The following is a 23,481-nucleotide window of genomic DNA, read 5'->3' on the forward strand; positions in this document are numbered from 1 at the left end:
CGGCACACGCTCCGGCGCGGGCGTCGCGCCGTCCACCGCCTCTCAGCGGAGGCGCGGGCGGCCTTGGGCGACGTCGTCCCGGTCCTGCCGCGCGGGGATCTCCCCGGTCACCTCGTCGTGGACGCCGGGGCCGGGCTTCAGGAAGACCCGGAGCAGGTCGCGCCGGGTGACGATGCCGACCAGCCGGTCCTCCTCGTCGACGACGACGAGCCGTGCCACGCCCCGCTCGGTCATGGTGCGGGCGGCCTCGGCGACGGTGGTCTCGGCGCGCACGGTGACGGGCGGCCCGGTCATCAGCTGGCCGGCCGTGCGGGCCCCGCTCGCGGCGGCGCGCCGGCGGCCGGCGCCGGCCAGTGCCGAGACGGGCGCGATACGCCGCCGGGAGGCGCCGGGGGACCCGGCCCGAGGCGCCACCAGGTCGGTCTCGGACAGGACTCCCACCACCTTCTCGTCCTCGTCGGTCACCGGCAGTCCGCTGACCCGGTGTTCGGCGAACAGTCGTGTCACTTCCTCGAAGGTGGTGCCGTACGCCGCCCGGACGACCTCGGCGGTCATCACGGAGCCGACCTTGTCGTGCCTCATGGTGTTCCCTCCCTCAGCCTCTGTCCCGTCGCGCTCAGCCGTGGGCCACGACGGAGACGGGTGCGGTTGCCTGGCGCGGTACGTCCCGGGTCACCGGACTGCTGTGGGTACCCACTGCGGAGCGGCGGATGCGCCGCCCGGTGACGACCGGGGCGGCCGCACGGGCGGCGCGGCTGCCGGCGCGACCGGCGGTGCCCGCCGGGAGGGTACGCGGCATGGTGCTCCCCACTTCCTGTCCGGGGACCGTCCGGCCCCGGTGCCAGCGTCGCGGAGAAGGGGTCCGCCGCGGCAGGGGCAGCCGGTCCCCCGGGCGGGCCGGTGGTCCTGGTCGCCCAGGGCCACCCGGCCACGCCCCGGGAGGACGCGCGTCACCCCCGGGGAGGGAGGGACGCCGGACACCGCCCCGGCCGTCAGCCTCCGCCGTGCTTCTGGCGGTCCATCACCTGGGTGGCGATGACGGCGGCCTGGACGCGGCGCTCGACGCCGAGTTTGGCGAGCAGCCGGGAGATGTGGTTCTTCACCGTCTTCTCGGCCAGGAACAGACGCCCGCCGATCTGGCGGTTCGTCAGGCCCTCGCCGATGAGGGCGAGGATCTCCCGTTCCCGGACGGTCAGGCCGGGCAGCTCGTCCGGCGCCTCCTCCGGCGCCTGACCGCCGCGCAGCCGGGCCATGAGCCTCGCGGTGGCGCTCGGGTCGAGCAGGGACTGGCCGCGGGCCACCGTGCGCACGGCCGTGACCAGGTCCGAGCCCTTGATCTGCTTGAGGACGTAACCCGAGGCGCCCGCCATGATGGCGTCGAGCAGGGCCTCCTCGTCGTCGAAGGAGGTCAGCATCAGGCAGGCCAGTTCCGGCATGCGCGAGCGCAGCTCCCGGCAGACGCTCACGCCGTCGCCGTCGGGCAGCCGGACGTCCAGCACCGCGACCTGCGGGCGCAGGGCGGGGATCCGCACCAGCGCCTGCTCCGCCGTGCCGGCCTCACCGATCACCTCGATGTCCGGTTCGTCGTTCAGCAGATCGCGCACACCGCGCCGGACCACCTCGTGGTCGTCCATCAGGAAGACCCGGATCGGGTCCCCGTCCCCGGTGCCGTTCCGCTCGCCGTCCGCCATCGATCGCCTCCTGTCGCGGGGTGCCTCGTGGACCGTGGGCCGGAGCACGCGGCCACCGGCCCCTCCCCCAGTCTCCCGCACCCGGGCCGGCCGCGGTCACCCGGTGACACCGGAACCGGGACACGGCCCGGCCACCGATCGGTCCGGTGGCCGGAGCCCCGGGCGGCGGGCGGCCGTCGCGGAAGTCCGGCGCCGCGGGCGGGGCCGGGCGGAGGCGTACCGGGGCCGAACGGCCCTGGCGCGACAGGGCCCCGGACGACTCCAATGAGGCGACGGCCGCGTCCGCGGCCCGCGCTCCGGCGTCCGCGGCGGCCGCCCGTTCACATCCCGGCCCCCGACCAGAGACACACGGCAGTGACCAACGAGACCGTACGGACCCCCGCCATGACCACTGGCACCGGCACCGCTCCCTCCCTTCCCCCCGGGCCGCGCCGGAGCGTCGAGCTGGACCGCGACGAGGCGCTGCGGCTGCTGGGCAGCGTCCCTTTCGGCCGGATCGTCTTCACCCGGCACGCGCTGCCGACGGTGCGTCCGGTGAACCACGTGCTGGACGGCGGCGACATCGTCATCCGCACCCATGACGGCGCGGCCCTGACCGCGCACGCCCAGGACGGCGACGGCGCCGGCGTCGTCGTCGCCTACGAGGCCGACGTCATCGACCCGGACAGCCGCCTGGGCTGGAGTGTGGTGGTCACCGGTTACGCCCGGCTGGTGACCGATCCCGCCGAACTGGCCCGCTACCGGGCCCTGCTGGTGCCCTGGACAGATCACGCCATGGACCACGCCGTGCGGATCCGTCCCGATCTGATCACCGGGGTCCGGCTCACGGCCGGCACCTGACGGGCGGCACCGTGCGGCCGGGCGGCGTGGCCCGCCCGCAGATCGTTGCCACCTTCGCCGCATAACAGTAGATTTCGGGCAATCGTTTCGATATGTCACCGACAGACGGACCCACGGATGAGCACGCGGGGATGGGCACGCAAGGCCGCGTCGCGGTGACGGCCGGTGGTCCGGTGGTCCGGTGGTCCGGTGACGACGCGCTGCCCCACTGCTGACACCGGGAAGGACGACCCCGTCGATGACCGACCTCACGACGACCCCGCGGACCGCGGTCCGGGGCTTCCGCGCGGGCGACGGGCCTGTGCTGGTGGAGACGTGGCGCCGGAGCGCGCCCGCCGACGCCGTCACGGCGGACCGTTTCCGCTCCCTGGTGCTGCTCGACCCCAACTTCGACCCGGAGGGGCTCCGCGTCGCCGTCGACGGCAACAGGGTGGTCGGCGCCGCCTACGCGGTGCGCCGGCTGACGCCGCTGGCCGGCACCGATCTGGAGCCGCGGCAGGGCTGGATCCCGTTCTTCTTCGTCGATCCGGCCGCCCGCGGCCGCGGCCTCGGCCGCCTGCTGCTGACCGAGGCCCTGGACTGGCTGCACGGGCACGGCCGCACCCGGGTGGACTTCTCCTCGTACACCCCCGACTACGTGCTGCCCGGCCTGGACGCCGAGGAGTACCCGCGGGCCGCCGCGCTGCTGGAGTCCCTGGGCTTTCGCACGCTGTACGAGGCGACGGCGATGCACCGCGCCCTGGTCGGCTACCGCGTCCCCGGTGACGTCGTACGCCGGCTGGGCGAACTGACGGCGCTCGGGCACCGGTTCGCCACTCCGTCCGACGACGACCTGGTGGACCTCCTCGCGCTGGCCGGCGGCCACTTCGGCCCGGACTGGGCGTGCACGATCCGCGCGTGCCTGACCGCGGGCACACCGCTCGACCGGATCGTCGTGGCCCGGGACCCCGCCGGGCGCATGGCCGGCTGGGCGATGCACGGGGCGTTCGACGCGGTGGACGAGCGGTTCGGCCCGATCGGCGTCCGGGAGGAGATGCGCGGCACCGGGCTCGGTGAGGTCCTGCTGCACCTGGTCCTGGAGCGGATGCGGGCGCGCCGCGCGCACTCGGCGTGGTTCCTGTGGACCGGGGCGCGGTCACCGGCGGGCCACCTCTACCGCAAGGCCGGCTTCCGCGAGACCCGGGTGTTCCGGGTGCTGCGCCGGGAGACCGCCCCGTGACACCGGCCCGCCGGCCCGGCGCCGCGGGCGGGCTGGGCCGCCGTCACTTCGCCCTCGCGCTTCCCTCGGCGCTGCTCGCCTCCGGGTGTGCCGCCCGGCACCGGGGCACCGGACGGCCCGGGGACCCGGTCGAGCTGACCCTGCTCTCGCACTACGCGAGCGGGGAGCTGAAGCAGGCCCTGCAGGGCCCGGTCGACGAGTGGAACGCCACGCACGACCGGGTCAAGGTGCGGACCGAGGCAGTGGAGTTCACGGACCTGCTGACCACCTTCATGGTCCGGCAGGCCGCGGGCCAGGGCGCCGACATCCTCCACCCGTACTGCCTGTGGAACGGCCAGCTCGTCCGGGCCGGCGTGCTGCGGCCCGCTCCGCCCGAGCACGCCGAGGAGATCGGACGCGGCTACGGCGAGGCGGCGGTCCGGTCCGCTTCGGTGGCCGGCCGGGTCTACGGCTACCCCACCGAGGTGCAGACGTACGCGCTCTACTACAACAGGCGGCTGCTGCGCGCGGCCGGCCTCGACGGACCGCCGCGCACCTGGCGGGAGCTGGAGGACGCGGCCCACCGCACCGCCCGGCGGGACCGGTACGGCAACACGCTGGTGCAGGGGTTCGGCCTGTCCACGTACGACGACTCCACGACGGTCGGCCAGACCCTCGCCCTGCTCAACGCGGCCGGCGGCAGGTTCGTCTCCGCCGACGGCCGGAGCACCGCCATCGACTCGGCTGCCGGCCGGGCTGTGTTCGACCTGGAGCACCGGCTCGTGGTCACGGGCGCGAGCGCGCCCGGCGTCAACGTCTACCAGGCGTTCCCGTCCGGGCAGGTGGCCATGGTGGTGGGCGCCGGCTGGTGGACCGGGAGCCTGAAGGAGCTGATGGGCGCCGGCTACCGGGACGTCGGCGTCGCGCCCGTGCCGCTTCCCGCGGCGGGCCGTGGGCCCGGGACGCTCTCCACCGGCTTCATGCTGGGCGTCAACACGGCCTGCGAACACCCGCGCGAGGCCTGGGAGTTCCTGCGCTGGCTCAACACCGAGAAGGTGGTTGTGAAAGGCGCCGGCAAGGGTGCGGCGGCGACCCGGATGAGCGCCCTGCAGGTGTCGGTCGGCTCGCTGACCGGCCGCGCCGACGACATGCGGACCCTGCTGAGCGGGGGCGGGGATCCGAACCTGCGCTGCTTCCTGGACGCGCTGGCGTACGCGGTGCCGGAGCCGAACGTGCCGGGCGCGCAGCAGGCCAAGTCGCTGCTGCGCAAGAACATCGAGGCCCTGTGGACCGGTCAGCGGTCGGTGGACGAGGCGCTGCGAGCCACCCGCCGCCAGGTCGACCAGGAGGTGTCGCGCTCGTGGTGAACACGCTGGCGCCGCCGCCCGCAGGGCGGACGGCGCGGGACACGCAGGACACGGTGCGCGGAGCCGCTGTCCGCCCCGGGCGGGCCAGGCGCCGCCAGATCGCCGTGGCCTACCTCTTCCTGGCGCCGACGCTGCTGTTCTTCGCGGTGTTCCTGTTCCTGCCGCTCGGTTTCGCGCTGCTGCTGTCGATGTCCCGCTGGACCGGGTTCGAGCTCGGCGACATCGAGCCGGTGGGCCTGGACAACTTCGCCCGCCTGTTCGCGGACGGGTCGGCCTTCCTGACCCCGGTCCTCACGAACACACTCCTGTACGCGCTGGGCACCGTGGTGCTCGCGCTCGGCGGCTCGGTGGTCGTCGCCACCTGCATCGACAAGCTGCGGTTCCAGGGGCTGTGGCGCACCCTGTACTTCCTGCCGATCGTCACCACCGTCGTCGCCGTCGGCAACGTGTGGAAGTACATGTACGAGCCGGGCGGCCTGGTCAACGGCGTGCTGAACGCGTTCGGGGCCGGCTCGGTGGCCTTCCTGCAGGACCCGGGCACCGCACTGCCCTCGGTCGTGGTCGTCCAGGCCTGGGCGTCGGTCGGCTCCGCGATCCTCGTCCTGACCGCCGGGCTGAAGTCGGTCCCCGGGTCGTACTACGAGGCGGCCGAACTCGACGGCGCCGGGCCCGTCACCGTCTTCCTCCGGATCACCCTGCCGCTGCTGCGGCCGTCCCTGCTGTTCGTGTGCGTGACCCAGTTCCTGACCGGTCTGCAGTCGTTCGCGCTGATCACCGTGATGACGAGGGGCGGGCCCGGCGACGCGACCGCCGTCGCGGCGCTGGAGATGTACCGGCAGGCCTTCGCGTACGGCGACTGGGGCACCGCGAGCGCCGCCGCCTTCGTGCTGTTCCTGGTGGTCCTCGTGGTGACCCTGGCGCAGTTGCTGCTCTTCCGGCGCACGGGGGAGGACGCGTGATCCGCCGCCGTTCCCCGTGGCTGTCGTACCTGCTGGTGGTGAGCGGCGCCGTCATCACCATGGTGCCCTTCCTGGACATGGTGATGACGTCCTTCAAGGGGCCCGGCGAGGCCGGCACGCTGCCGTACCGGTTCCTGCCGAAGGCGTTCGACCTGTCCAACTACCGGCGGGCCGTCGAGCAGCTCGATCTTCCGGTGCTCTTCCGCAACAGCGTGGTGGCCACCGCGGTGATCACCGGTTCGGTGCTGCTGACGTCGTCGCTGGCCGGCTACGCGCTGGCCAAACTCCGCTTTCCCGGCAGGCAATTCGTCTTCCGCCTGGTGCTGTCGACGATGATGTTCCCGCCGTTCCTCTTCTTCGTCCCCCACTTCCTGATCCTGGTGCACTGGCCGCTGGCGGGCGGCAACGACCTGCTCGGGCGCGGCGGCGCGGGTCTGACCGCCGGCATCGTGGCGCTCACCGTGCCGTTCCTCGTCAACGGGTTCGGGATCTTCCTGATGCGCCAGTTCATGGTCTCGATCCCGGACGAGGTGCTGGAGGCCGCGCGGATCGACGGGGCCGGCGAGTTCGCGGTGTGGTGGCGGATCGTGGTGCCGCAGACCAAGCCGGTCGTGGTGACGCTCGGGCTGCTGACCTTCGTGGACGCCTGGAACGAGTACATCTGGGCGCTGCTCGTCTCGACCGCCGACCCGGACGTGATGACGCTGCCCGTGGGCATCCAGCTCCTGCAGGACCACGTCGACCCGGCCCGCACGATGCCCGTCGTCATGGCCGGCCTGGTGCTGAGCGTCCTGCCGGTGCTGACCGTGTTCCTGCTGCTGCAGAAGCACTACATCCGGGGGGTCCTGCTCAGCGGGCTGAAGTGAGCGGCCCTCCGACAGGACGTGCGCCGGGAGTGGGCACACACTGGATCCGTGCGGAGGCGAGCCGCCGGAGGAAGCGTCGCGCCCGCGTTCACGAGGAGGCCGGAATCATGGTCCAGACATCTTGGACGACGCAGGGCGTCTTCACGGGGCCGGGGGGCGTCCGCACCGACGAGGCCGGGATCGTCACCGGCGATCTGACCGTGCACACCACATGGGACGCCAGGCAGGCCGTCGTCCAGGTCCAGTACACCGGGACCTCCCTGTGGTACACGCTGACCGGAAGCCCGGTGCCCTGCTCCTCGCAGCCGGAGAGCAGGGACCTGCACCAGGCGGTGGTCGAGGCGGTCCGGGCGGGCGGCGGAGCCACGGTCCCGCGCTACGACCGGCAGTGGGCGCGCCCCTGATCCACCGCGCGAGACAGCGCACATGGGTAGTGGAATATTCAACGAACCCACTCCGTTGTGGCCGTCGAAGGAGGTCACAGTGGAGACGCAACGAGTGGAGACCACGTACTACGACCACGGCACCCCGGCCGAGCGCTGGGAGCGCGCCCGGCTGTTCTTCGAGGCCAAGGACTACACGGCCGCGGCGCGGGTGCTGGCGCGACTGGTCGAGGAGGTGCCGGAGCAGACCGGGCCCCGGCTGCTGCTGGCCCGCGCCTACTACCACTCCGCCCAGTTGCGCCGCGCGGAGGCCGAGCTGAGGATCATCGTGGAGCGGGACCCGGTGGAGCACTACGCCCGGCTGATGCTGGGGCGCACGCTGCAGCGGCAGGCCCGGCACGACGAGGCGGCCCCGCACCTGCGGATCGCCGCCGCGCTCGCGGGTGACTTCCCCGAGGAGTGAACGACGCCGCCCAGGGGCCCGGTTCCGGTGGGAACCGGGCCCCTGCCGCTGCCGCACGCGGGGCGCGCTCCGGCACCCCGGGCCCCGGGGTGTTGGCGGCCGGCACCGCGCGCGAGCCGGGCGGGCATGGCATTCTGACGCGATGGCAGCTCCCAGTGATCAGGCACCTGTCGCCGAGCGGGTCGAGGAACTCCTCGCCGCCGGCGGCCCCTTGCCCATCGTCGCGGCCGGCCGGCCGGTCCTCAGGCGCGGCACCGAGGCGTACGACGGCCAGCTCGGCCCCGCCCTGCTGGCCCGGTTCGTCGAGGCGCTGCGCCTGACGATGCACGCGGCACCCGGCGTGGGCCTGGCCGCGCCGCAGGTCGGCATCCCGCTGCGGATCGCGGTCATCGAGGACCCGGCGCCGGTAGCGGAGGAGGTGGCGCGGGTCCGCGGCCGGGTGCCGCAGCCGTTCCGGGTCCTGGTCAACCCCTCGTACGAGCCGGTGGGCAGCGCCCGTGCCGCGTTCTTCGAGGGCTGCCTGAGCGTGCCGGGCTGGCAGGCCGTGGTGGCGCGGCACGCCGAGGTGCGGCTGCGCGGCGAGGACGAGCACGGCGGCCCGCTGGACGAGGTGTTCACCGGCTGGCCCGCCCGTATCGTCCAGCACGAGACGGACCATCTCGACGGCGTGCTCTACCTCGACCGCGCGCAGCCCCGCTCGCTGTCCACGAACGAGGCGGTGGCCGCCCTGTGGGCGCAGCCGGAACCGCGTGCGGCGGCCGACGCGCTCGGCTTCGAACTGTCCTAGGGCCCGTCCGACCATTCCCGCCGGGCCCGCGACGCCTGGCACCGCGGACCGTCCGACGCGCATGGTCGGACAGGCCCTGGCCCGGCGGCTCAGTTGTCCCGGTAGGCCTCCAGCAGCCGCAGCCACACCTCGCTCAGCGTCGGGTACGACGGTACGGCGTGCCAGAGCCGGCCGACCGGGACCCGGCCGACGACCGCGACGGTGGCGGAGTGGATGAGCTCGCCGACGCCGGGGCCGACGAAGGTGACCCCGCGCAGGATCTCCTCCTCCAGGTCGACGACCATGCGGGCGCGGCCTTTGTAGCCGTCGCCGTACAGTCCGGCGCCCGCGACCGAGGAGAACTCGACGTCGACGGCGCGGACGCGGTGCCCGGCCTGTTCCGCCTCGGCCAGGGAGAGTCCCACGGCGGCGGCCTCCGGGTCGGTGAAGACGACCTGGGGCACGGCGTGGTGGTCGGCGGTGGCCGCGTGCGCGCCCCAGGGCTCCTCCGCCGCTTCGTTGCCCGCGGCGCGCGCGGCGATCGCGGCGCCCGCGATCCGGGCCTGGTACTTGCCCTGGTGGGTGAGGAGGGCGCGGTGGTTGACGTCGCCGACCGCGTACAGCCAGTCGGTGCCGGTGACCAGGAGGCTGTCGTCGACGTCGAGCCAGGAGCCGGGTTCCAGGCCGACGGTGTCCAGGCCGATGTCCTCGGTCCGCGGGGCGCGCCCGGTGGCGAAGAGGATCTCGTCGGCCTCGATGCGGTCGCCGGCGCCGGTGACGGCCACGACCGTGCCGTTCTCCCGGGAGACGGACTCCACGGAGGTGCCGGTGCGGACGTCCACGCCCGCCTCGGTGAGCGCGTCGGCGACCAGTTCCCCGGCGAACGGCTCCATCCGGCTCAGCAGGCCCTTGCCCCGCACCAGCAGGGTGACCCGGGAGCCGAGGGCCTGCCAGGCGGTGGCCATCTCGGTGGCGACCACCCCGCCGCCGACGACGATCAGCCGTCCCGGGGCCGACTTGGCGCTGGTGGCCTCGCGGCTGGTCCACGGCTTGACCGCGTCCAGGCCCGGCAGGCCGGGCAGCCGGGCGCTGGTGCCGGTGCACACCGCCACGGCGTGCCGGGCGGTGAGCGTGGTGACCGTGCCGTCGGGGCCGGTCACGGTGACTGTGCGGGGGCCGTCCAGCCGGCCCTGACCGCGGTACAGGTCGGCGCCGGTGCCCTCCAGCCATTGGATCTGGCCGTCGTCCTGCCAGTGCGAGGTGTAGTCGTCCCGGCGGGCGAGGACCGCCGGCGTGTCGAGGGGGCCCTGGACCGCTTGCTCCAGGCCGGGCAGGCGGCGCGCGTCGGCCTGGGCGATCACCGGCCTGAGCAGCGCCTTGCTGGGCATGCACGCCCAGTACGAGCATTCGCCGCCGACCAGTTCGCTCTCCACGACCGCGGTGGTGAGGCCGGCCGCACGGGTGCGGTCGGCGACGTTCTCCCCCACGGGCCCGGCCCCGAGCACCACGACGTCGTACGCGATGGATTCCGTTTCCGTCATGGGGTCAGTCTGGTGGGTGGTTGGCGCTGAGGCCACACGGGTAGGCGCGCGGGACACACGCGTGTCCGCACGGAACACTCGTGGAATAGGCGGCCGGGCCGCCGTGTTTCCGCCGACGGCACACCCCACACCAGGAAGAGGGAAACAGGCCATGAGCAGCACTGTGGAGCTGACCAAGGAGAACTTCGACCAGACGGTCACCGAGAACGAGTTCGTCCTCATCGACTTCTGGGCGTCCTGGTGCGGGCCGTGCCGTCAGTTCGCGCCGGTGTACGAGAAGGCCGCCGGTGAGAACCCGGACCTGCTCTTCGCCAAGGTGGACACCGAGGCCCAGCCCGAGCTGGCGCAGGCCTTCGGCATCCAGTCGATCCCGACGCTGATGATCGTCCGGGACCAGGTCGCGATCTTCGCCCAGCCGGGCGCCCTTCCGGAGGCCGCCCTCGCGGACGTGATCGGGCAGGCCAGGAAGCTGGACATGGACGAGGTCCGCAAGAGCATCGCGGACCAGCAGGCGCAGGGCGAGCAGTCCTCGTAACCCGGTCCCGGGAACGGCCCGTGGCGCAGGGCGCGCCACGGGCCGTTCGCGTCCGTACGGGCCGGCGCCCTGGCCGGCGGCGCGGTCAGCCGGACTCGCGGGGCACGAGCGTGGCGCCGAGCACCCGGTGCACCTCGGGCTCGCCGCCGGGTTCCCGGACCGCGCGGTCGACGAGTTCCGCCAGGTCCCGGCCGGAGGGCAGCTCGACGTGGACGGTGGTCAGCCGCGGGCGCAGCAGCCGGCCGAGCATCAGGTCGTCGGCGCCGACCACGGCGACGTCCTCGGGGACGCGGACGCCCTCGTCCTGCAGGGCGCGCATCAGCAGCATCGCGTACTCGTCGTTGTAGGCGAAGACCGCGTCGAGTCCCGTTCCGCGCCAGCGGGCGGCCAGCCGGGCGGCGGCCTGCTCCGTGTACGCCAGCGGCAGTGCGGTCACGGTCGCGTCGGTGCCGCGCACCGCCCGGCGGACGCCGGCCAGCCGGGGCCGGGAGAACGCCTCGAGTCCGGCTTCCGCGGGGACGACCACGCCGATCCGGCGGCGCCCGCCGGCGTGCAGGTGGGCGCCGGCGCAGTGGCCGACGGCCTCGTGGTCCATCAGCAGGGCGTGGGCGCCCTCGACCCGCTCGGGACCGAGGGTCACCACGGCCCGGGCGCCGGACCGTCTGAGCACCGCGACGCCCGGCGGGCCGAGGCCCGCGCCGGGCACCAGGACGGCCACGGGGCGCAACTCGGCCCAGGCGCGGGCGGCTTCGTCGCCCTGGAGGCCGACGGTCCCGTATTGGACCACCGTGTAGTCGAGGCGGCCGAGAGCGGACTGCAGTTCGGCGAGGAAGCGGCTGTAGAGGGGGCCCGCCGGGATCGCGGGGGCGGGCATGAGGACCATGCGGCTGTGCCCGGCCCGCAGGCTGCGGGCGGCGGCGTGGGGGACGTACCCCAGTTCCCGGGCGGCCTCGCGGACGCGGCGGCGCGTCGGCTCGCTGATCCGGACGGCCGTGGCGTTGTTGAGGACGTAGGAGACGGTCGCGCGCGAGACGCCGGCCAGCCGGGCCACGTCGGCACTCGTGGGGACGGAGTGCTGCGCCGGCACCGCGGACGGCGGCGTGTTCGGTATCTGCACCATGACAGACGGCATCTTGGCAGAGGGGCCGGGGCGGGGGTCGGCCGGGGGAACGTCGTTCACCGTTGCACCAACACGGCCCGCAGGGCGCACGACTGACGCCGGGCGCTCGCCGGACCCGAGGTGCGACGAACTTGTTCGTGACGAACATGTTCGTTACTCTGGCCGCATGACCGAAACCCCGCGTTCCCGCCGTGAACGTCCCGCCAAGCCGGCGCTCAGCCGGGAGGGCATCGTCGCGGCCGCCGTCGCGATCCTGCGGGCCGAGGGCCTGCGGAAGGTGACCATGCGGCGGCTGGCGCAGGAGCTCGACACCGGCCCGGCCTCGCTCTACGTCTACGTCCGCAACACCGACGAGCTGCACGCGGCCGTCCTCGACGAGCTGCTCGGCACCGTCGGACCCGCCCCGGCCGGGGGCGACTGGCGCGAACGGCTGGAGCGGGTGCTCACCGACTGCACGCGGATGCTGCTGGCCCACCCCGACCTGGCGCGCTCGGCGCTGACCGCCCGGCCGAGCGGCCCGCACTACCTGAACCTCATCGAGACGCTGCTCGCCCTAATCGCCGAGGGCGGGGTGCCGCACGACCGGGCCGCCTGGGGCGTCGACCTGCTCCTGCAGCACGCGACCGCCACCGCCGCCGAGCACGCCGGCGAGAAGTCCCCCGGCGACTGGCAGGCACTGGACAGCGCCCTGCGCGGGGCGTCCCGGGACACCCATCCGCACATCGCCGCCCGCGCCGGGCAACTGCTGTCCGGCACCCCGGAGGCCCGTATGTCCTGGGCCTTCCGCGCGCTGCTCGACGGCATCGAGCGCACCGCCGTACCCGACTGAGCCCCATCCCCGACCCGAGCCCCAGGAGACCCGTCATGACCCTTCCCCACCACCCCGTCGCCGTGGTCGGCGCCGGACTCGGCGGGCTCGCGCTCGCCCGGGTGCTGCACGTGCACGGTGTGGCCGCGGCCGTCTTCGACGCGGACGCCTCACCGGCCGCGCGCACCCAGGGCGGCATGCTCGACATCCACGAGGACTCCGGCCAGGAGGCGCTGCGCGCGGCCGGGCTGCACGAGGCGTTCCTCGCCCGGGTGCACCCCGGCGGCCAGGCGCTGCGGGTCCTCGGCCGGGACGGCGCCGTCCACCTGGCGGAGTCCGACGACGGCGCCGGCGGGCGCCCCGAGATAGACCGCGGCGACCTGCGCGGCCTGCTGCTGGACTCCCTGCCGGAGGGCACCGTGCGCTGGGGTGCGAAGGTGACCGGCGCACGCCCGCTCGGCGACGGCCGGCACGAGGTGACCCTCGCGGACGGCGGCGCCTTCACCACCGGCCTGCTGGTCGGCGCGGACGGCGCCTGGTCTCGCATGCGCCCCCTGCTCTCGGCCGCGCGGCCCGCGTACACCGGCGTCTCGTTCGTCGAGGCGGACCTGCTGGACGCCGACGCCCGGCATCCCGGGGCCGCCGAAGTGGTCGGCGGCGGCATGCTGTTCGCACTGGGCGCCGGCCGGGGCTTCCTCGGGCACCGCGAGAGCGACGGCAGCCTGCACGTGTACGCCGCCGTCGAGGCGCCGGAGGACTGGCTCGACGGCATCGACTTCACCGACACCGAGGCGGCGCGGACGACCGTGCTGAAGGAGTTCGACGGCTGGCACGAGAGCCTGCGGGCGCTGCTGGCGGAGGCGGACGGAGCGCTGGTGCCGCGACGGATCCACGCCCTGCCGGCCGGCCACCGCTGGGCCCGGACCCCCGGTGTCACCCTGCTCGGCGACGCCGCGCACCTGATGTCGCCGTTCGCCGGCGAGGGCGCCAACCTCGCGCTGCTCGACGGCGCCGAACTGGGCCTCGCCGTCGCCGCACACCCCGGGGACACCGAGGCCGCGCTCGCCGCCTACGAGGAGCGGATGTTCCCGCGCGCGGAGGCGTCCGCGGCGGAGTCGGCGCGCAGCGGCGCGATGCTGTTCCGGTCCGACGCGCCGCGCGGACTGCTCGAGATGTTCACCGGCGAGCCCGGCTGAGCGCTGCTCGAGATGTTCGCCGGCGAGCCCGGCTGAGCGCTGCTCGAGATGTTCACCGGCGAGCCCGGCTGAGCGGCTCCGCGGCCGGACCGCGGACGCCTCAGGCGGGCGGCTGCGTGCCAGTCACCCGGGCCACGAGGTCGCTCCAGCCCGCCTCCAGGCGTTCCATCGGCATCCCGCACTGCCGGGTCAGATGGTGGATCTGGGCGGGGTCGAGGTACGCCAGCAGCGTCAGGCAGAGCAGGTCGCAGTCGGCGCCCGGCACGAGCTGCCGCAGCAGCATGGTGACGTGGGTGCGCAGCGCCTGGACCGCGGGGTGGGAGAACCGGCGGTCCGGCTCCGGCTGGGCGGCGAGCTGGAGGTCGAGCTGCTCGGCCGAGCGGTAGAGCACCGCCACGCCGAACGCCCGCAGCCGCTCCAGGGGCGGCGCTCCCGGGCCGAGCGGCGGCGGCCCGCACAGGAAGTCGCCCTGGAGCTGCCGGCCCGAGTGGTCGAGCAGGGCCATCAGCAGCCCGGTGCGGTCGCCGAAGCGGCGGAACACCGTGCCCTTGCCCACCTGGGCCGCGGCCGCCACGGCCTCCATCGTCACGCCGGCGACCCCGTGCTCGGCGATCAGCCGGGCGGCGGCCTCCAGCAGCCGGGCCCGGTTGCGGGCCGCGTCGGCACGCAGGCAGGGCTCGCCCGGACCCGACTCGACCTCCAGCAGTTGAGGCGTGTCGTGGGGCTCCTGTTGGTTCGGGAAGGGGGGCAGGGCGGCGGACATGACGACAGCGTAAAGCATCGGGAACAAAACTGGACCGCGGTCCGGTTAGCCTGATACAAAAGCTAAGCGGACCTCGGTCCGGATCGTAACGGCGATGTTTCAGCCCCCCATTTGGAGTACCCCCATGTCTGTTCGCATCCTCGCGCTCGTCGGCAGCCTCCGCGCCGGTTCGCACAACCGTCAGCTCGCCGAGGCGGCTGTCAAGCTCGCTCCCGAGGGCGCCGAGGTCGTGGTCTTCGAGGGCCTGGCCGAGGTCCCCTTCTACAACGAGGACATCGACGTCGAGGGCGACGTCCCCGCGCCCGCCGCCGCGCTGCGCGAGGCCGCCGGTGCCGCCGACGCCTTCCTGCTCTTCTCCCCCGAGTACAACGGCACCATCCCGGCCGTGCTGAAGAACGCCATCGACTGGCTGTCCCGCCCGTACGGCGCCGGCGCCTTCGGCGGCAAGCCCGTCGCCGTGATCGGCACCGCGTTCGGCCAGTACGGCGGCGTGTGGGCGCAGGACGACACCCGCAAGGCCGTGGGCATCGCCGGCGGCAAGGTGATCGAGGACATCAAGCTCTCCATCCCCGGCTCCGTGACCCGCTTCGCCGAGACCCACCCGGTCGACGACGCCGAGGTCGCCGCGCAGCTCACCGAGGTCGTCGCCCGTCTGCACGGCAACGTGGGCGAGGTCGCGGCCGCCTGAGCCGTACGCACACCGTCAGGGGCCGGAACCGGTGGGTTCCGGCCCCTTCGGCATGTCCCGGCCGGACCCGGACGGGCAGCCGCCGTCCGGCGGACACCGAGGACTCGAAACAGGCGTACGGGTCATACGTGTCGCGAGGACGCGCGACCCGCGCCCCGTCGAGTCAGGTGAGGAGAAGGCATGCCCCCGGTCCACTCCCCGTCCCCGCCGCCCCCCTTCGATCCGGAGCTCGCGGCCGTGCTGGAGCCGGCCGGCGACACGGTCCCGCCCGGGCTGACGCCGGACGAGATCCCCACCGCCCGGCAGGGGGCGAGCAAGGAGCTGGCCGAGCTGTTCGACGTCACGATGGGCGGCGCGTTCGAGGCGGAGGAACGCGCGGTGCCCGGTCCCGGGGGCGCGCCGGACGTCTCCCTGCTCATCTGCCGCCCGGTCGCCGCACCCGCCGCCCCGCTGCCGGTGATCTACCACGTGCACGGCGGCGGCATGATCCTCGGCCACAACCGGGCCGGGGTCGAGGCCCCGCTGAACTGGGCGCGGGAACTGGGCGCCGTGGTCGTCTCGGTCGAGTACCGCCTCGCGCCCGAGCACCCGCACCCGGCGCCGGTCGAGGACGTGTACGCGGGCCTGGTCTGGACGGCCGGGCACGCGGAGGAGATCGGCGGCGACCCGGACCGGATCGTGCTCGCCGGGGCCAGCGCGGGCGGCGGCCTGACCGCCGCGCTCGCCCTGCTGCTGCGCGACCGCGAGGGCCCGCCGGTCATCGGCCAGCTCCTGATGTACCCGATGCTCGACGACCGCAACGACACCGTCTCCAGCCACCAGATGGCGGGCGTCGGCGTCTGGGACCGCACCGCCAACGACACCGCCTGGACCGCGCTGCTCGGCGACCGCCGGGGCGGCCCCGGCGTCTCCCCCTACGCCGCCCCCGCCCGCGCCACGGACCTGTCCGGCCTGCCCCCGGCCTTCCTCGACGTCGGCTCGGCGGAGACCTTCCGCGACGAGGTCGTCGCCTACGCCTCGCGCATCTGGGGCTGCGGCGGCGTGGCCGAACTCCACGTCTGGCCCGGCGGCTTCCACGGCTTCGACGGACTCGTCCCGCGGGCCTCCCTGTCCCGGGCTGCGCGGGCGGCCCGGCTGGCGTGGCTGCGCAGACTGCTGGCCGGATGACGGCGCGGACGCCGCGCGCGGACGCCGGCCGCCCGGCCGAACATGACCGGATGTCGCCCGTGCCGAAGCTGTACGGCCGCCCCCGCCTTGAGGTTACCGTTCGGTAGACATCGTGCCCGCAGGCTCTCGGAGGTACCCGGCAATGACGCCCGACCGTGCCGCAGGACTCGCGGAGTCCGCCCGCGCGCTCGCCGGCGGGGAGGTGACCTCGCGGGAGCTGGTGGAGCGGGCCCTGGCCCGCATCGAGGCCGCCCGGCCGACGCTGAACGCCTTCCGGCTGGTGCGGGCCGAGGCCGCGCTCGCCGAAGCCGACGCGGCCGACAGGGAGCTGGCGGCCGGAGGGCGGCGGCCGCTGCTCGGGGTGCCGGTGGCGGTCAAGGACGACATGGACGTGGCCGGCGAGCCGACCGCCTTCGGCTGCCGGGGCGAGTTCCCGCCGGCCGCGGCGGACGCGGAGGCGGTACGGCGGCTGCGGGCGGCCGGGGCGGTGATCGTCGGCAAGACCAACACCTGCGAGCTGGGCCAGTGGCCGTTCACCGAGGGACCGGCGTTCGGGGAGACCCGCAACCCGTGGCACACGGGACACACGCCCGGCGGCTCGTCGGGCGGTTCCGCGGCCGCGGTCGCCGCCGGTCTGGTGCCCGCCGCGCTCGGCTCGGACGGCGCGGGGTCGGTGCGCATCCCGGCCTCCTGGACCCATCTGGTCGGGATCAAGCCACAGCGCGGGCGCATCTCGACCTGGCCGCGCGGTGAGGCCTTCCACGGCATCACGGTCAACGGCACGCTGGCCCGCACGGTCGCCGACGCGGCCCTGCTGCTCGACGCGGCCGGCGGCAACCACCCCCGGGACCCGCACCGGCCGCCCGCCCTGACGGTGTCGCAGGCGGTGGGACGCGACCCCGGCCGGCTGCGCATCGCGCTGTCGCTGAAGCCCCCGTTCACCGCCGTACGCGCGCGCCTGCGCCCCGAGGTACGGGCCCGCGTCCTCGAACTCGCCGAGACACTGACCGCGGCGGGGCACATCGTGGAGGAGGCCGACCCGCCCTACGGGCAGATCGGGCTGACCTTCGTCCCCCGGGCCACCGCCGGTATCGCCGACTACGTCCGTGAGGCTCCCGACCTGGCGCTGCTCGACCCGCGCACCCGGGGCGCGGCCCGGCTGGGCCGGCTGCTCGGCGGCGCCCCGCTGCGCGCCGCCCGGCGCGCCGAGGCGGTCCTGCACCGGCGGATCGGTGCCTTCTTCGACTCCTACGACGTGCTGCTCGCCCCGACGACGGCCGCTCCCCCGCCCGCGATCGGCGCCCTGTCCGGGCTCGGCGGGCTGGCCACCGACCGCGCCATGATCGCCGCCTGTCCCTACGCCTGGCCCTGGAACGTGCTGGGCTGGCCCGGGGTCAACGTGCCCGCCGGGTTCGTCGGCGAGGGCCTGCCCGTGGGCGCCCAGCTGCTGGGTCCCGCCGCCAGCGAGCCGCTGCTGGTGTCCCTGGCGGCGCAACTGGAGGCGGAGCTGCGCTGGCACGAGCGGTGGCCGCCGGTGGCGGAGCCGGACGCCCGAGTGGTCTGACGGCCCGGCGCACGCGAGCGGCCCGGCCGAAGGGCCGAACGGCCCGGTGGCGGGGGCGCGTTCCGCCCTTACCCTGTGGCCATGGACGATGCGTCGATGGTCGGGCTCATGGGACGGGTGACGGGGACGATCGGGCCCGGTCTGGTCGGCGAGGTGATCGTCCGGGTGCGCGGCGGCGCCGAGCACTTCCTCGCCTACGCCGCCGACGGCGCCGGCCGCCTGGAACGGGGCACCGTGGTGATGGTGGTGGAGCACCTGCCGCCGAGAACGGTGTACGTCACCGCCGCGTACGACAGTTGAGCGTGCGCCGCCCCAGGTGAGGGCTTGTGCATCAAGATTGCGACAAGGACGGGCCGAGGTCTTCTCGGCGCGTCGCCACGGGCGCACACTCCCTTCGTTCGGTGCCGGGAGGGCACCATGCAAAGGGGGCGAATGCCGATGGTGATCGGCGTCGTTGCGGGGGCGGCCGTCGTTGCCGTCCTCGTGCTGATCGGGCTGTTCAAGATGATGTGGCGGGTCGCCGAGCCGAACGAGGCGCTCATCATCTCCGGGTCCAAGCACCGCACCGAGGGGCTCGAGGAGGGCATGGGATTCCGCATCGTCACCGGGCGCGGCACGCTGGTGCTGCCCGGTGTGCAGGCGGTGCGCAAGCTCTCGCTGGATCTCAACGAGACCGAGCTGCAGGTGGACTGCGTGACCCACCAGGGCATCCCGCTGAAGGTGCGGGGCGTGGTCATCTTCAAGGTGGGCGACGACTTCGTGTCGATCGCCAACGCGGCGCGCCGCTTCCTGGACCAGCAGCGGCTGATGTCGGAGCGGGTGCACAACGTCTTCGCCGGCCATCTGCGGTCCATCGTGGGCGGGCTGACGGTCGAGGACATGATCCGCGACCGGGAGAAGCTGACCGGGCAGACCCGGGCGGCGTGCGGCACGGAGATGGAGAAGCTCGGTCTGATCGTCGACTCGCTGCAGATCCACGAGATCGAGGACCCGACCGGATACATCCAGAACCTGGCCATGCCGCACGCGGCGGCCGTGCAGCGGGACGCGCGCATCGCGCAGGCCGAGGCGAACCGGCTGGCCACCGAGGCGGAGCAGCAGTCCTACGCCCGGATGGCGGAGGCCACCCGGGACAGCGAGATCCTGCAGGCCGGCTACCAGGCCGAGCGGGACAAGGCGGGGGCGAAGGCGCAGCAGGCCGGTCCGCTGGCCGCGGCCGCCGCCCGGCAGGAGGTCGTGGTCCAGGAGACCCGGGTCGCCGAACTGGAGGCGCACCGGCGTGAGCAGCAGCTCCAGGCGGACGTGCGCAAGCCCGCCGACGCCCGGGCCTACGAGAAGCGGACGCTGGCGGAGGCGGAGCGCGACGCGCGGATCTCGGCGGCGCAGGCCAAGGCGAAGGAGACGGAGCTCGCGGCGGCCGCCGAGGCGACCCGGGTCAAGGCGGCCGCGGGCGCCGAGGCCGAGGCGACCAAGGCCCGGGGCGCGGCCTCCGCCGCGGCGACCCGGGCCACCGGTGAGGCGGAGGCCGCCACCGCCCAGGCCAAGGGTCTGGCCGAGGCCGAGGCGACCAAGGCGAAGGGCCTCGCCGAGGCGGAGGCCATCAAGGCGCGGGCGGCCGCCCTGGCGGAGAACCAGGAGGCCGTCGTCGCCCAGCAACTCGCGGAGAACTGGCCGGAGATCGTGCAGGCGGGGGCGTCCGCGTTCGGCAACGTGGACAACATGGTGCTGCTCAACGGCGCCGACGGCATGGCCGAGTTGTTCGCCAAGGCGCTCACCATGGGCGGCACCGGCCTCGGCCTCGCCCGCCAGCTGCTGGCGTCGACGAACCACAACGGGAAGGCGGCGCCGGACACTTCGCTCAACGGGACGGTGCCGCCCGCCTCGCAGAAGGTACCGGTGGAGCAGGAGGGCTGAGGTCTTTCGGTCTTTACGGGGCCGTCCGTCGGCCGGGGTTCCCCACCGGGGCCCCGGCCGTCGCGCCGTTCCGGTCAGCTCCGGAGCAGCGCCACGCCCAGGGCGATCAGGGCCGCGGCCTTCGCCAGCTCCAGCGCCACGTACCAGAGGTGGCCACGGGAGCGGGGCAGCTCCTCACCCGCGAGCACACGGTCGGACCTGCGGTTCAGGCGCGGCCTGACGACGGCGAGCTGGGCGGCGAGGAGCACGGCGACGGCCGCGGTCAGCCACCCGGTCCCGGCCGTGGCGCCGCCCAGGGCGACGGCGGCGATCACGACGACGGCCAGGACGGTCTCGACGGCGTTCAGCGCCCGGAAGACCAGCCGGCCGATGCCCAGACCGAGGGGGATGGTCACGCCCGGCGCGCGGAACTTCAGCGGCGCCTCCAGGAAGGAGATCGCCAGCACCATTCCGAGCCAGACGAACACCACCGCACTCGCGGTGGCGGCCGAAGCGGTGTTCATCGGGGGGTCGCCCCTTTCTGCTCTGCGGTCCTCGCCCCGCCCAGGTGGGCGAGGCAGAAGCCGGGTTCGGCGAAGGGTTCCAGGCCGATGGCGGTCAGCGGCGCGCCGAGCCCGCTCAACGCGCCCTGCATCAGGCCGAGATGGAGCGGGCACACCAAGCGGCCGTACTCCTCGGCGAGTTCCAGGAAGGGACAGTGCTCCAGCCGGATCCGGGCCGGTGGCCCGCCCGGCCCGGACACACCCTCCGGCCGCGGGGCGAAGCCCATGTCGTCCAGCAGGCCGACGAGCCGGGCGGCCGCGCGCTCGGCGGTCGGCGGCTCGGGGGTCGGCGGCGTCGGCGACTCGGAGATCGGCCGCGTCGGCGGCTCGGGGGTCGGCGGAGTCGGCGGCTCATCCACCAGGAGGCGGCCCCAGGCCCGGCCGGTCTCCTCCGCTTCCGCGCGCGCCTCGGCGGGATCGGCGGACGCCCAGCGGCTGAGCAGCATCCTCGCCAGCAGCGGGTAGCCGCGCGCGCCGCCGCGGTCCATACCGGGCCGCGCGCGGTAGGCGGTGCGGGGGCGGCCCGGACCCGAGGGGGCCTCGGCGCCGCTCTCCACCAGGCCCTCGGCCATCAGCGCGTCCAGATGGAACCGTACGGTGTTGGGGTGGACGCCCATCCGCTCGGCCACCGCCGCGACCCCGAGCGGCGCCGGGGCGGCCCGCAGCACGTCCAGCACCTCCCGGCGGCGCGGGTTCCGCCGTGCGGCCAAGGCCGGTCACCCACTTCCACCTGCGCGTATTTTTCACGAAACCCGTGTGGAGTAATTGTAGGGTGGCCGTCCGAGCCGAGACAGCGAGGGGTGCGCATGACGTCGTCGTCCGAGACCGGGGCCGGTTCCGGCCGGGGCACGGGGCCGGAACCGCGGGTCCTGGGCGACGCCCGTGCCCTGGCCGCCGATCCTCCGCTCCCGTCGGGCGTGCTGTGGAAGCTGGCCGAGGGCGGGCGCCAGCTCGACGCCAATCTCGTCCGGCTCGCCCCGGGCGCGCGCATCGACACGCACACCGAGCCGAACCTGGACGTGCTGGTCCTGGTCGTCTCCGGGAACGGCGTACTCGGCAAGGGCGCCCGCGACGAGGCCGAGCCGCTCACCGAGGGCGCGCTGTTGTGGCTGCCGCACGGCTCCACGCGCAGCGTCACCGCCGGTGCCGCCGGCCTCGCCTACCTGACCGTGCACCGCCGCCGCCCCGGCATGCAGATCCGGTCGCACGGCGGTGCCCCGGCGTGACGCGCGGGCGCCGGGCGCGGGCCTTCGCCTCGGCCGCCCCGGCGCCGGCCGGCAACTCCGCGGAAGCGGCCCCCCGTTCACCGCGGCCGGACGCCCGCCCGGCGAGCACCCCCGCGCTCCCGGCGTGCCCACGTCAGGCCCTAGGGTGCTGTCCGTGAGCACGCCTACCGATGAGAACGTCCCGGGCCGCTTCGGCCCCCACGCCACCACCGAGGCCGACCCGCGCGGGGTCGGCCGGGTGCGTACCGAGTACTCCCCCGCCCACGACGGCGACCCCGACCCGGGCGAGATCGTGTGGACCTGGGTGCCGTTCGAGGAGAACGACGGCCGCGGCAAGGACCGGCCGGTGCTGGTGGTCGCCCGGGAGGCGACGGGCACCGTCCTCGCCGTCCAGCTCTCCAGCAAGCGGCACGACGGCGACCGGGAGTGGGTGGCGATCGGCAGCGGCCCCTGGGACCGGTCGGGCCGCGACTCGTGGGTGGACGTGGACCGCGTGCTGAGGCTCCACGACGACGGCATGCGCCGGGAGGCGTGCGCGCTGGACCGGATGCGCTTCAGCCTGGTCAGGCAGCGGCTGCACGAGCGGTACGGCTGGACCTGACGGGCTCCGGCCGGCGGTCCGTTGGCTCTGGCCGGTGGTCCGACGCCTCCGGCCGGCGGTCCGTTGGCTCTGGCCGGTGAAGCGGCCCCCTGGCCGGTGGCACGACGACCGGCGGCCGGTGGCACGACAGCCGGCGGCCGGTGGCACGACGACCCCTGGCCGGTGGCACTCCGACCGATGAAGCACCCCGGCCGGCGAACGCGACTGTCCCGGGCCGGCTCCCGCCGCCCGCCGGCCCGTCAGCCCGTGACCGCGCCCTGCGGGAAGGAGCGCGCGAAGGCCTCTCGGACCGTCGCCCCCGGCGTGCGGTCCAGGACGCCGAACACCACATGCTCGAACGTCCGCGCGAACCGCCCCCCGGGTCCGAGCAGCGTCCGGAAGGCCCCGGCGACCTGCGCCGGGTCGTTCTGGAACACGCCGCAGCCCCAGGCCCCGAGCACCAGTTGCCGGTAACCGTGCGCGGCGGCGGTCTCCAGGACCCGCTCGGCACGCCGGGCGAGGGCGGCCGGCAGGTCGCCGGCCCGCTCGGGGGCCGTACGCCGTACGACGCCCGCGTTCGGCGCCGCCGCGGTGAGGAACCCCGCCAGGTACGGCCGGTCGAGCAGGGCGCCCCGGTCGTCGCGGAACACCGGCACGGCCGGGGAGTGAATCACCCGATCGGTGTAGAACGGGTCACGGTGTGCGCGGTGGTGGTCGTAGAAGGCGCGGGCCTGGAGCAGGCAGGTGTACAGCGCCGAGGCGCGGCACAGGGCCTCCTCCTGGGCCTGGGCGCCGTTGAGGTAGCCGCCGCCGGGATTCCGGGCCGAGGCGAAGTTCAGGACGGCGACCGGCGCGCCGGCCAGCCGGCGCGCGGCCTCGGCGCTGCTCTCGCCGGTGACCTCGAAGACGGGCTCGGCGTCCGGGGCCTGCGGCACCGGTACCGGCTCGGGGCCGTACAGCCGGGTGCCCGCCCGGGCCGCCTCGACGGCGGCCGCGAGCGGCACTTCCCCTCCGCCGGGCGCGCGGTAGGCGCCGGCCGCCACGATCCGCTCGGTCTCAGCGGCCACACCGCGCAGGCGCGCGCTCATGGCGCCACCCCCGTGGGCGCCGCGACCGCCGCCCGCGCGGTCTCCCCCGTCGTGCTCATGCACGCATCCTGGGTGATGCTGGTACGCGGTGCAACGGAGTTTCCCGGGTACCGGAACGGCCGGGGGACGCACAGGGAAACGGAGGTGACCGGTCCGGAACGTCCCGATGGGCACCCTTGTGCGAATCGGCTCGAGGGTCTTGGGTGGACGGGTGCC

General features: G+C 74.8%; 26 protein-coding genes. 18 read left to right on the forward strand and 8 right to left on the reverse strand.

What is annotated here, in order from left to right:
- Positions 1-42: 42 nt before the first annotated feature.
- Together TNCT1_RS21615 and TNCT1_RS21620 are read right to left on the reverse strand one after the other, a co-directional pair.
- Positions 43-582, reverse strand: coding sequence for a CBS domain-containing protein (locus TNCT1_RS21615; RefSeq protein WP_143634679.1), 540 nt, complete (start codon positions 580-582; stop codon positions 43-45).
- Between the two features lie 410 nt (positions 583-992).
- Complete coding sequence (locus TNCT1_RS21620) at positions 993-1,691, reverse strand: response regulator transcription factor (RefSeq protein WP_143634681.1); 699 nt, start codon at positions 1,689-1,691, stop codon at positions 993-995.
- 384 nt (positions 1,692-2,075) lie between these two features.
- Here TNCT1_RS21620 and TNCT1_RS21625 point away from each other — a divergent pair, with 384 nt between their 5' ends.
- From TNCT1_RS21625 to TNCT1_RS21660, 8 genes are all read left to right on the forward strand, one after another.
- Positions 2,076-2,531 (forward strand): pyridoxamine 5'-phosphate oxidase family protein, encoded by a 456-nt coding sequence (locus tag TNCT1_RS21625; protein ID WP_235902810.1) that lies wholly within the window; start codon positions 2,076-2,078, stop codon positions 2,529-2,531.
- 238 nt (positions 2,532-2,769) lie between these two features.
- On the forward strand, positions 2,770-3,750 hold the full coding sequence (locus tag TNCT1_RS21630; RefSeq protein ID WP_143634685.1) for an N-acetyltransferase: 981 nt from the start codon (positions 2,770-2,772) through the stop codon (positions 3,748-3,750).
- A complete protein-coding gene (locus TNCT1_RS21635; protein ID WP_235902813.1) occupies positions 3,747-5,096 on the forward strand; it encodes an ABC transporter substrate-binding protein in 1,350 nt (449 codons plus the stop codon). The genes TNCT1_RS21630 and TNCT1_RS21635 overlap by 4 nt, the downstream gene beginning before the upstream one ends.
- Entirely contained in the window at positions 5,090-6,055 is a 966-nt protein-coding gene (locus tag TNCT1_RS21640; RefSeq protein WP_143634687.1) for a carbohydrate ABC transporter permease, read from the forward strand. The genes TNCT1_RS21635 and TNCT1_RS21640 overlap by 7 nt, the downstream gene beginning before the upstream one ends.
- The gene (locus TNCT1_RS21645) at positions 6,052-6,921 is read left to right on the forward strand and encodes a carbohydrate ABC transporter permease (protein WP_143634690.1); all 870 of its coding nucleotides are present in this window, start codon (positions 6,052-6,054) and stop codon (positions 6,919-6,921) included. Before TNCT1_RS21640 ends, TNCT1_RS21645 begins: the two co-directional genes overlap by 4 nt.
- Positions 6,922-7,028: 107 nt before the next feature.
- Positions 7,029-7,325, forward strand: coding sequence for a hypothetical protein (locus tag TNCT1_RS21650; RefSeq protein ID WP_143634692.1), 297 nt, complete (start codon positions 7,029-7,031; stop codon positions 7,323-7,325).
- A gap of 94 nt (positions 7,326-7,419) precedes the next feature.
- Positions 7,420-7,767, forward strand: a complete 348-nt coding sequence (locus TNCT1_RS21655) for a tetratricopeptide repeat protein (RefSeq protein WP_143635098.1) — start codon at positions 7,420-7,422, stop codon at positions 7,765-7,767.
- Positions 7,768-7,909: 142 nt separating this feature from the next.
- Positions 7,910-8,554, forward strand: a complete 645-nt coding sequence (locus TNCT1_RS21660) for a peptide deformylase (RefSeq protein ID WP_143634694.1) — start codon at positions 7,910-7,912, stop codon at positions 8,552-8,554.
- An 89-nt stretch (positions 8,555-8,643) separates the two neighbouring features.
- On the opposite strand, the gene TNCT1_RS21665 is transcribed toward TNCT1_RS21660, so the two are convergent.
- A complete protein-coding gene (locus TNCT1_RS21665) occupies positions 8,644-10,074 on the reverse strand; it encodes an NAD(P)/FAD-dependent oxidoreductase (protein ID WP_143634696.1) in 1,431 nt (476 codons plus the stop codon).
- A gap of 151 nt (positions 10,075-10,225) precedes the next feature.
- Between TNCT1_RS21665 and trxA the strand changes: the two genes are divergently transcribed.
- Positions 10,226-10,609, forward strand: a complete 384-nt coding sequence (trxA, locus tag TNCT1_RS21670) for a thioredoxin (protein ID WP_143634698.1) — start codon at positions 10,226-10,228, stop codon at positions 10,607-10,609.
- 85 nt (positions 10,610-10,694) lie between these two features.
- On the opposite strand, the gene TNCT1_RS21675 is transcribed toward trxA, so the two are convergent.
- Positions 10,695-11,729 (reverse strand): LacI family DNA-binding transcriptional regulator, encoded by a 1,035-nt coding sequence (locus TNCT1_RS21675; protein WP_143634700.1) that lies wholly within the window; start codon positions 11,727-11,729, stop codon positions 10,695-10,697.
- 166 nt (positions 11,730-11,895) lie between these two features.
- On the opposite strand from TNCT1_RS21675, the gene TNCT1_RS21680 reads away from it, so the two are divergent.
- Both TNCT1_RS21680 and TNCT1_RS21685 read left to right on the forward strand, forming a co-directional pair.
- The gene (locus TNCT1_RS21680; RefSeq protein ID WP_143634702.1) at positions 11,896-12,558 is read left to right on the forward strand and encodes a TetR/AcrR family transcriptional regulator; all 663 of its coding nucleotides are present in this window, start codon (positions 11,896-11,898) and stop codon (positions 12,556-12,558) included.
- Positions 12,559-12,593: 35 nt separating this feature from the next.
- Complete coding sequence (locus TNCT1_RS21685; protein ID WP_143634704.1) at positions 12,594-13,733, forward strand: NAD(P)/FAD-dependent oxidoreductase; 1,140 nt, start codon at positions 12,594-12,596, stop codon at positions 13,731-13,733.
- A gap of 100 nt (positions 13,734-13,833) precedes the next feature.
- On the opposite strand, the gene TNCT1_RS21690 is transcribed toward TNCT1_RS21685, so the two are convergent.
- A complete protein-coding gene (locus tag TNCT1_RS21690; RefSeq protein WP_143634706.1) occupies positions 13,834-14,514 on the reverse strand; it encodes a TetR/AcrR family transcriptional regulator in 681 nt (226 codons plus the stop codon).
- A gap of 106 nt (positions 14,515-14,620) precedes the next feature.
- Between TNCT1_RS21690 and TNCT1_RS21695 the strand changes: the two genes are divergently transcribed.
- From TNCT1_RS21695 to TNCT1_RS21715, 5 genes are all read left to right on the forward strand, one after another.
- Positions 14,621-15,184 (forward strand): NAD(P)H-dependent oxidoreductase, encoded by a 564-nt coding sequence (locus TNCT1_RS21695; RefSeq protein ID WP_143634708.1) that lies wholly within the window; start codon positions 14,621-14,623, stop codon positions 15,182-15,184.
- 180 nt (positions 15,185-15,364) lie between these two features.
- A complete protein-coding gene (locus tag TNCT1_RS21700; protein WP_143634710.1) occupies positions 15,365-16,351 on the forward strand; it encodes an alpha/beta hydrolase in 987 nt (328 codons plus the stop codon).
- A 142-nt stretch (positions 16,352-16,493) separates the two neighbouring features.
- Entirely contained in the window at positions 16,494-17,915 is a 1,422-nt protein-coding gene (locus tag TNCT1_RS21705) for an amidase (RefSeq protein ID WP_143634712.1), read from the forward strand.
- A gap of 81 nt (positions 17,916-17,996) precedes the next feature.
- The gene (locus tag TNCT1_RS21710) at positions 17,997-18,215 is read left to right on the forward strand and encodes a hypothetical protein (RefSeq protein WP_174266393.1); all 219 of its coding nucleotides are present in this window, start codon (positions 17,997-17,999) and stop codon (positions 18,213-18,215) included.
- A 132-nt stretch (positions 18,216-18,347) separates the two neighbouring features.
- Positions 18,348-19,829 carry a flotillin family protein gene (locus tag TNCT1_RS21715; protein ID WP_143635103.1) on the forward strand — a complete coding sequence of 494 codons (1,482 nt, stop codon included), beginning with the start codon at positions 18,348-18,350 and terminating at the stop codon, positions 19,827-19,829.
- Between the two features lie 74 nt (positions 19,830-19,903).
- On the opposite strand, the gene TNCT1_RS21720 is transcribed toward TNCT1_RS21715, so the two are convergent.
- Together TNCT1_RS21720 and TNCT1_RS21725 are read right to left on the reverse strand one after the other, a co-directional pair.
- Complete coding sequence (locus TNCT1_RS21720) at positions 19,904-20,332, reverse strand: hypothetical protein (protein WP_143634714.1); 429 nt, start codon at positions 20,330-20,332, stop codon at positions 19,904-19,906.
- Positions 20,329-21,081, reverse strand: a complete 753-nt coding sequence (locus TNCT1_RS21725) for a metalloregulator ArsR/SmtB family transcription factor (protein WP_143634716.1) — start codon at positions 21,079-21,081, stop codon at positions 20,329-20,331. Before TNCT1_RS21725 ends, TNCT1_RS21720 begins: the two co-directional genes overlap by 4 nt.
- Before the next feature lie 96 nt (positions 21,082-21,177).
- Here TNCT1_RS21725 and TNCT1_RS21730 point away from each other — a divergent pair, with 96 nt between their 5' ends.
- Both TNCT1_RS21730 and TNCT1_RS21735 read left to right on the forward strand, forming a co-directional pair.
- On the forward strand, positions 21,178-21,597 hold the full coding sequence (locus tag TNCT1_RS21730; RefSeq protein ID WP_143634717.1) for a cupin domain-containing protein: 420 nt from the start codon (positions 21,178-21,180) through the stop codon (positions 21,595-21,597).
- Positions 21,598-21,751: 154 nt separating this feature from the next.
- A complete protein-coding gene (locus TNCT1_RS21735) occupies positions 21,752-22,198 on the forward strand; it encodes a type II toxin-antitoxin system PemK/MazF family toxin (RefSeq protein WP_143634719.1) in 447 nt (148 codons plus the stop codon).
- 239 nt (positions 22,199-22,437) lie between these two features.
- On the opposite strand, the gene TNCT1_RS21740 is transcribed toward TNCT1_RS21735, so the two are convergent.
- Entirely contained in the window at positions 22,438-23,265 is an 828-nt protein-coding gene (locus TNCT1_RS21740; RefSeq protein WP_143634722.1) for a TIGR02452 family protein, read from the reverse strand.
- Positions 23,266-23,481: the final 216 nt, after the last annotated feature.

It is taken from the genome of Streptomyces sp. 1-11, from assembly GCF_007176755.1.
Classification (GTDB): Bacteria; Actinomycetota; Actinomycetes; order Streptomycetales; family Streptomycetaceae; genus Streptomyces.

Coding starts and splice junctions, on each gene's coding strand:
- TNCT1_RS21615 (WP_143634679.1), bottom strand. CDS start 582: ATGAGGCACGACAAGGTCGGCTCCGTGATGACCGCCGAGGTCGTCCGG.
- TNCT1_RS21620 (WP_143634681.1), bottom strand. CDS start 1,691: ATGGCGGACGGCGAGCGGAACGGCACCGGGGACGGGGACCCGATCCGG.
- TNCT1_RS21625 (WP_235902810.1), top strand. CDS start 2,076: ATGACCACTGGCACCGGCACCGCTCCCTCCCTTCCCCCCGGGCCGCGC.
- TNCT1_RS21630 (WP_143634685.1), top strand. CDS start 2,770: ATGACCGACCTCACGACGACCCCGCGGACCGCGGTCCGGGGCTTCCGC.
- TNCT1_RS21650 (WP_143634692.1), top strand. CDS start 7,029: ATGGTCCAGACATCTTGGACGACGCAGGGCGTCTTCACGGGGCCGGGG.
- TNCT1_RS21660 (WP_143634694.1), top strand. CDS start 7,910: ATGGCAGCTCCCAGTGATCAGGCACCTGTCGCCGAGCGGGTCGAGGAA.
- TNCT1_RS21665 (WP_143634696.1), bottom strand. CDS start 10,074: ATGACGGAAACGGAATCCATCGCGTACGACGTCGTGGTGCTCGGGGCC.
- trxA (WP_143634698.1), top strand. CDS start 10,226: ATGAGCAGCACTGTGGAGCTGACCAAGGAGAACTTCGACCAGACGGTC.
- TNCT1_RS21675 (WP_143634700.1), bottom strand. CDS start 11,729: ATGGTGCAGATACCGAACACGCCGCCGTCCGCGGTGCCGGCGCAGCAC.
- TNCT1_RS21680 (WP_143634702.1), top strand. CDS start 11,896: ATGACCGAAACCCCGCGTTCCCGCCGTGAACGTCCCGCCAAGCCGGCG.
- TNCT1_RS21685 (WP_143634704.1), top strand. CDS start 12,594: ATGACCCTTCCCCACCACCCCGTCGCCGTGGTCGGCGCCGGACTCGGC.
- TNCT1_RS21690 (WP_143634706.1), bottom strand. CDS start 14,514: ATGCTTTACGCTGTCGTCATGTCCGCCGCCCTGCCCCCCTTCCCGAAC.
- TNCT1_RS21695 (WP_143634708.1), top strand. CDS start 14,621: ATGTCTGTTCGCATCCTCGCGCTCGTCGGCAGCCTCCGCGCCGGTTCG.
- TNCT1_RS21700 (WP_143634710.1), top strand. CDS start 15,365: ATGCCCCCGGTCCACTCCCCGTCCCCGCCGCCCCCCTTCGATCCGGAG.
- TNCT1_RS21705 (WP_143634712.1), top strand. CDS start 16,494: ATGACGCCCGACCGTGCCGCAGGACTCGCGGAGTCCGCCCGCGCGCTC.
- TNCT1_RS21710 (WP_174266393.1), top strand. CDS start 17,997: ATGGACGATGCGTCGATGGTCGGGCTCATGGGACGGGTGACGGGGACG.
- TNCT1_RS21715 (WP_143635103.1), top strand. CDS start 18,348: ATGCCGATGGTGATCGGCGTCGTTGCGGGGGCGGCCGTCGTTGCCGTC.
- TNCT1_RS21720 (WP_143634714.1), bottom strand. CDS start 20,332: ATGAACACCGCTTCGGCCGCCACCGCGAGTGCGGTGGTGTTCGTCTGG.
- TNCT1_RS21730 (WP_143634717.1), top strand. CDS start 21,178: ATGACGTCGTCGTCCGAGACCGGGGCCGGTTCCGGCCGGGGCACGGGG.
- TNCT1_RS21740 (WP_143634722.1), bottom strand. CDS start 23,265: ATGAGCGCGCGCCTGCGCGGTGTGGCCGCTGAGACCGAGCGGATCGTG.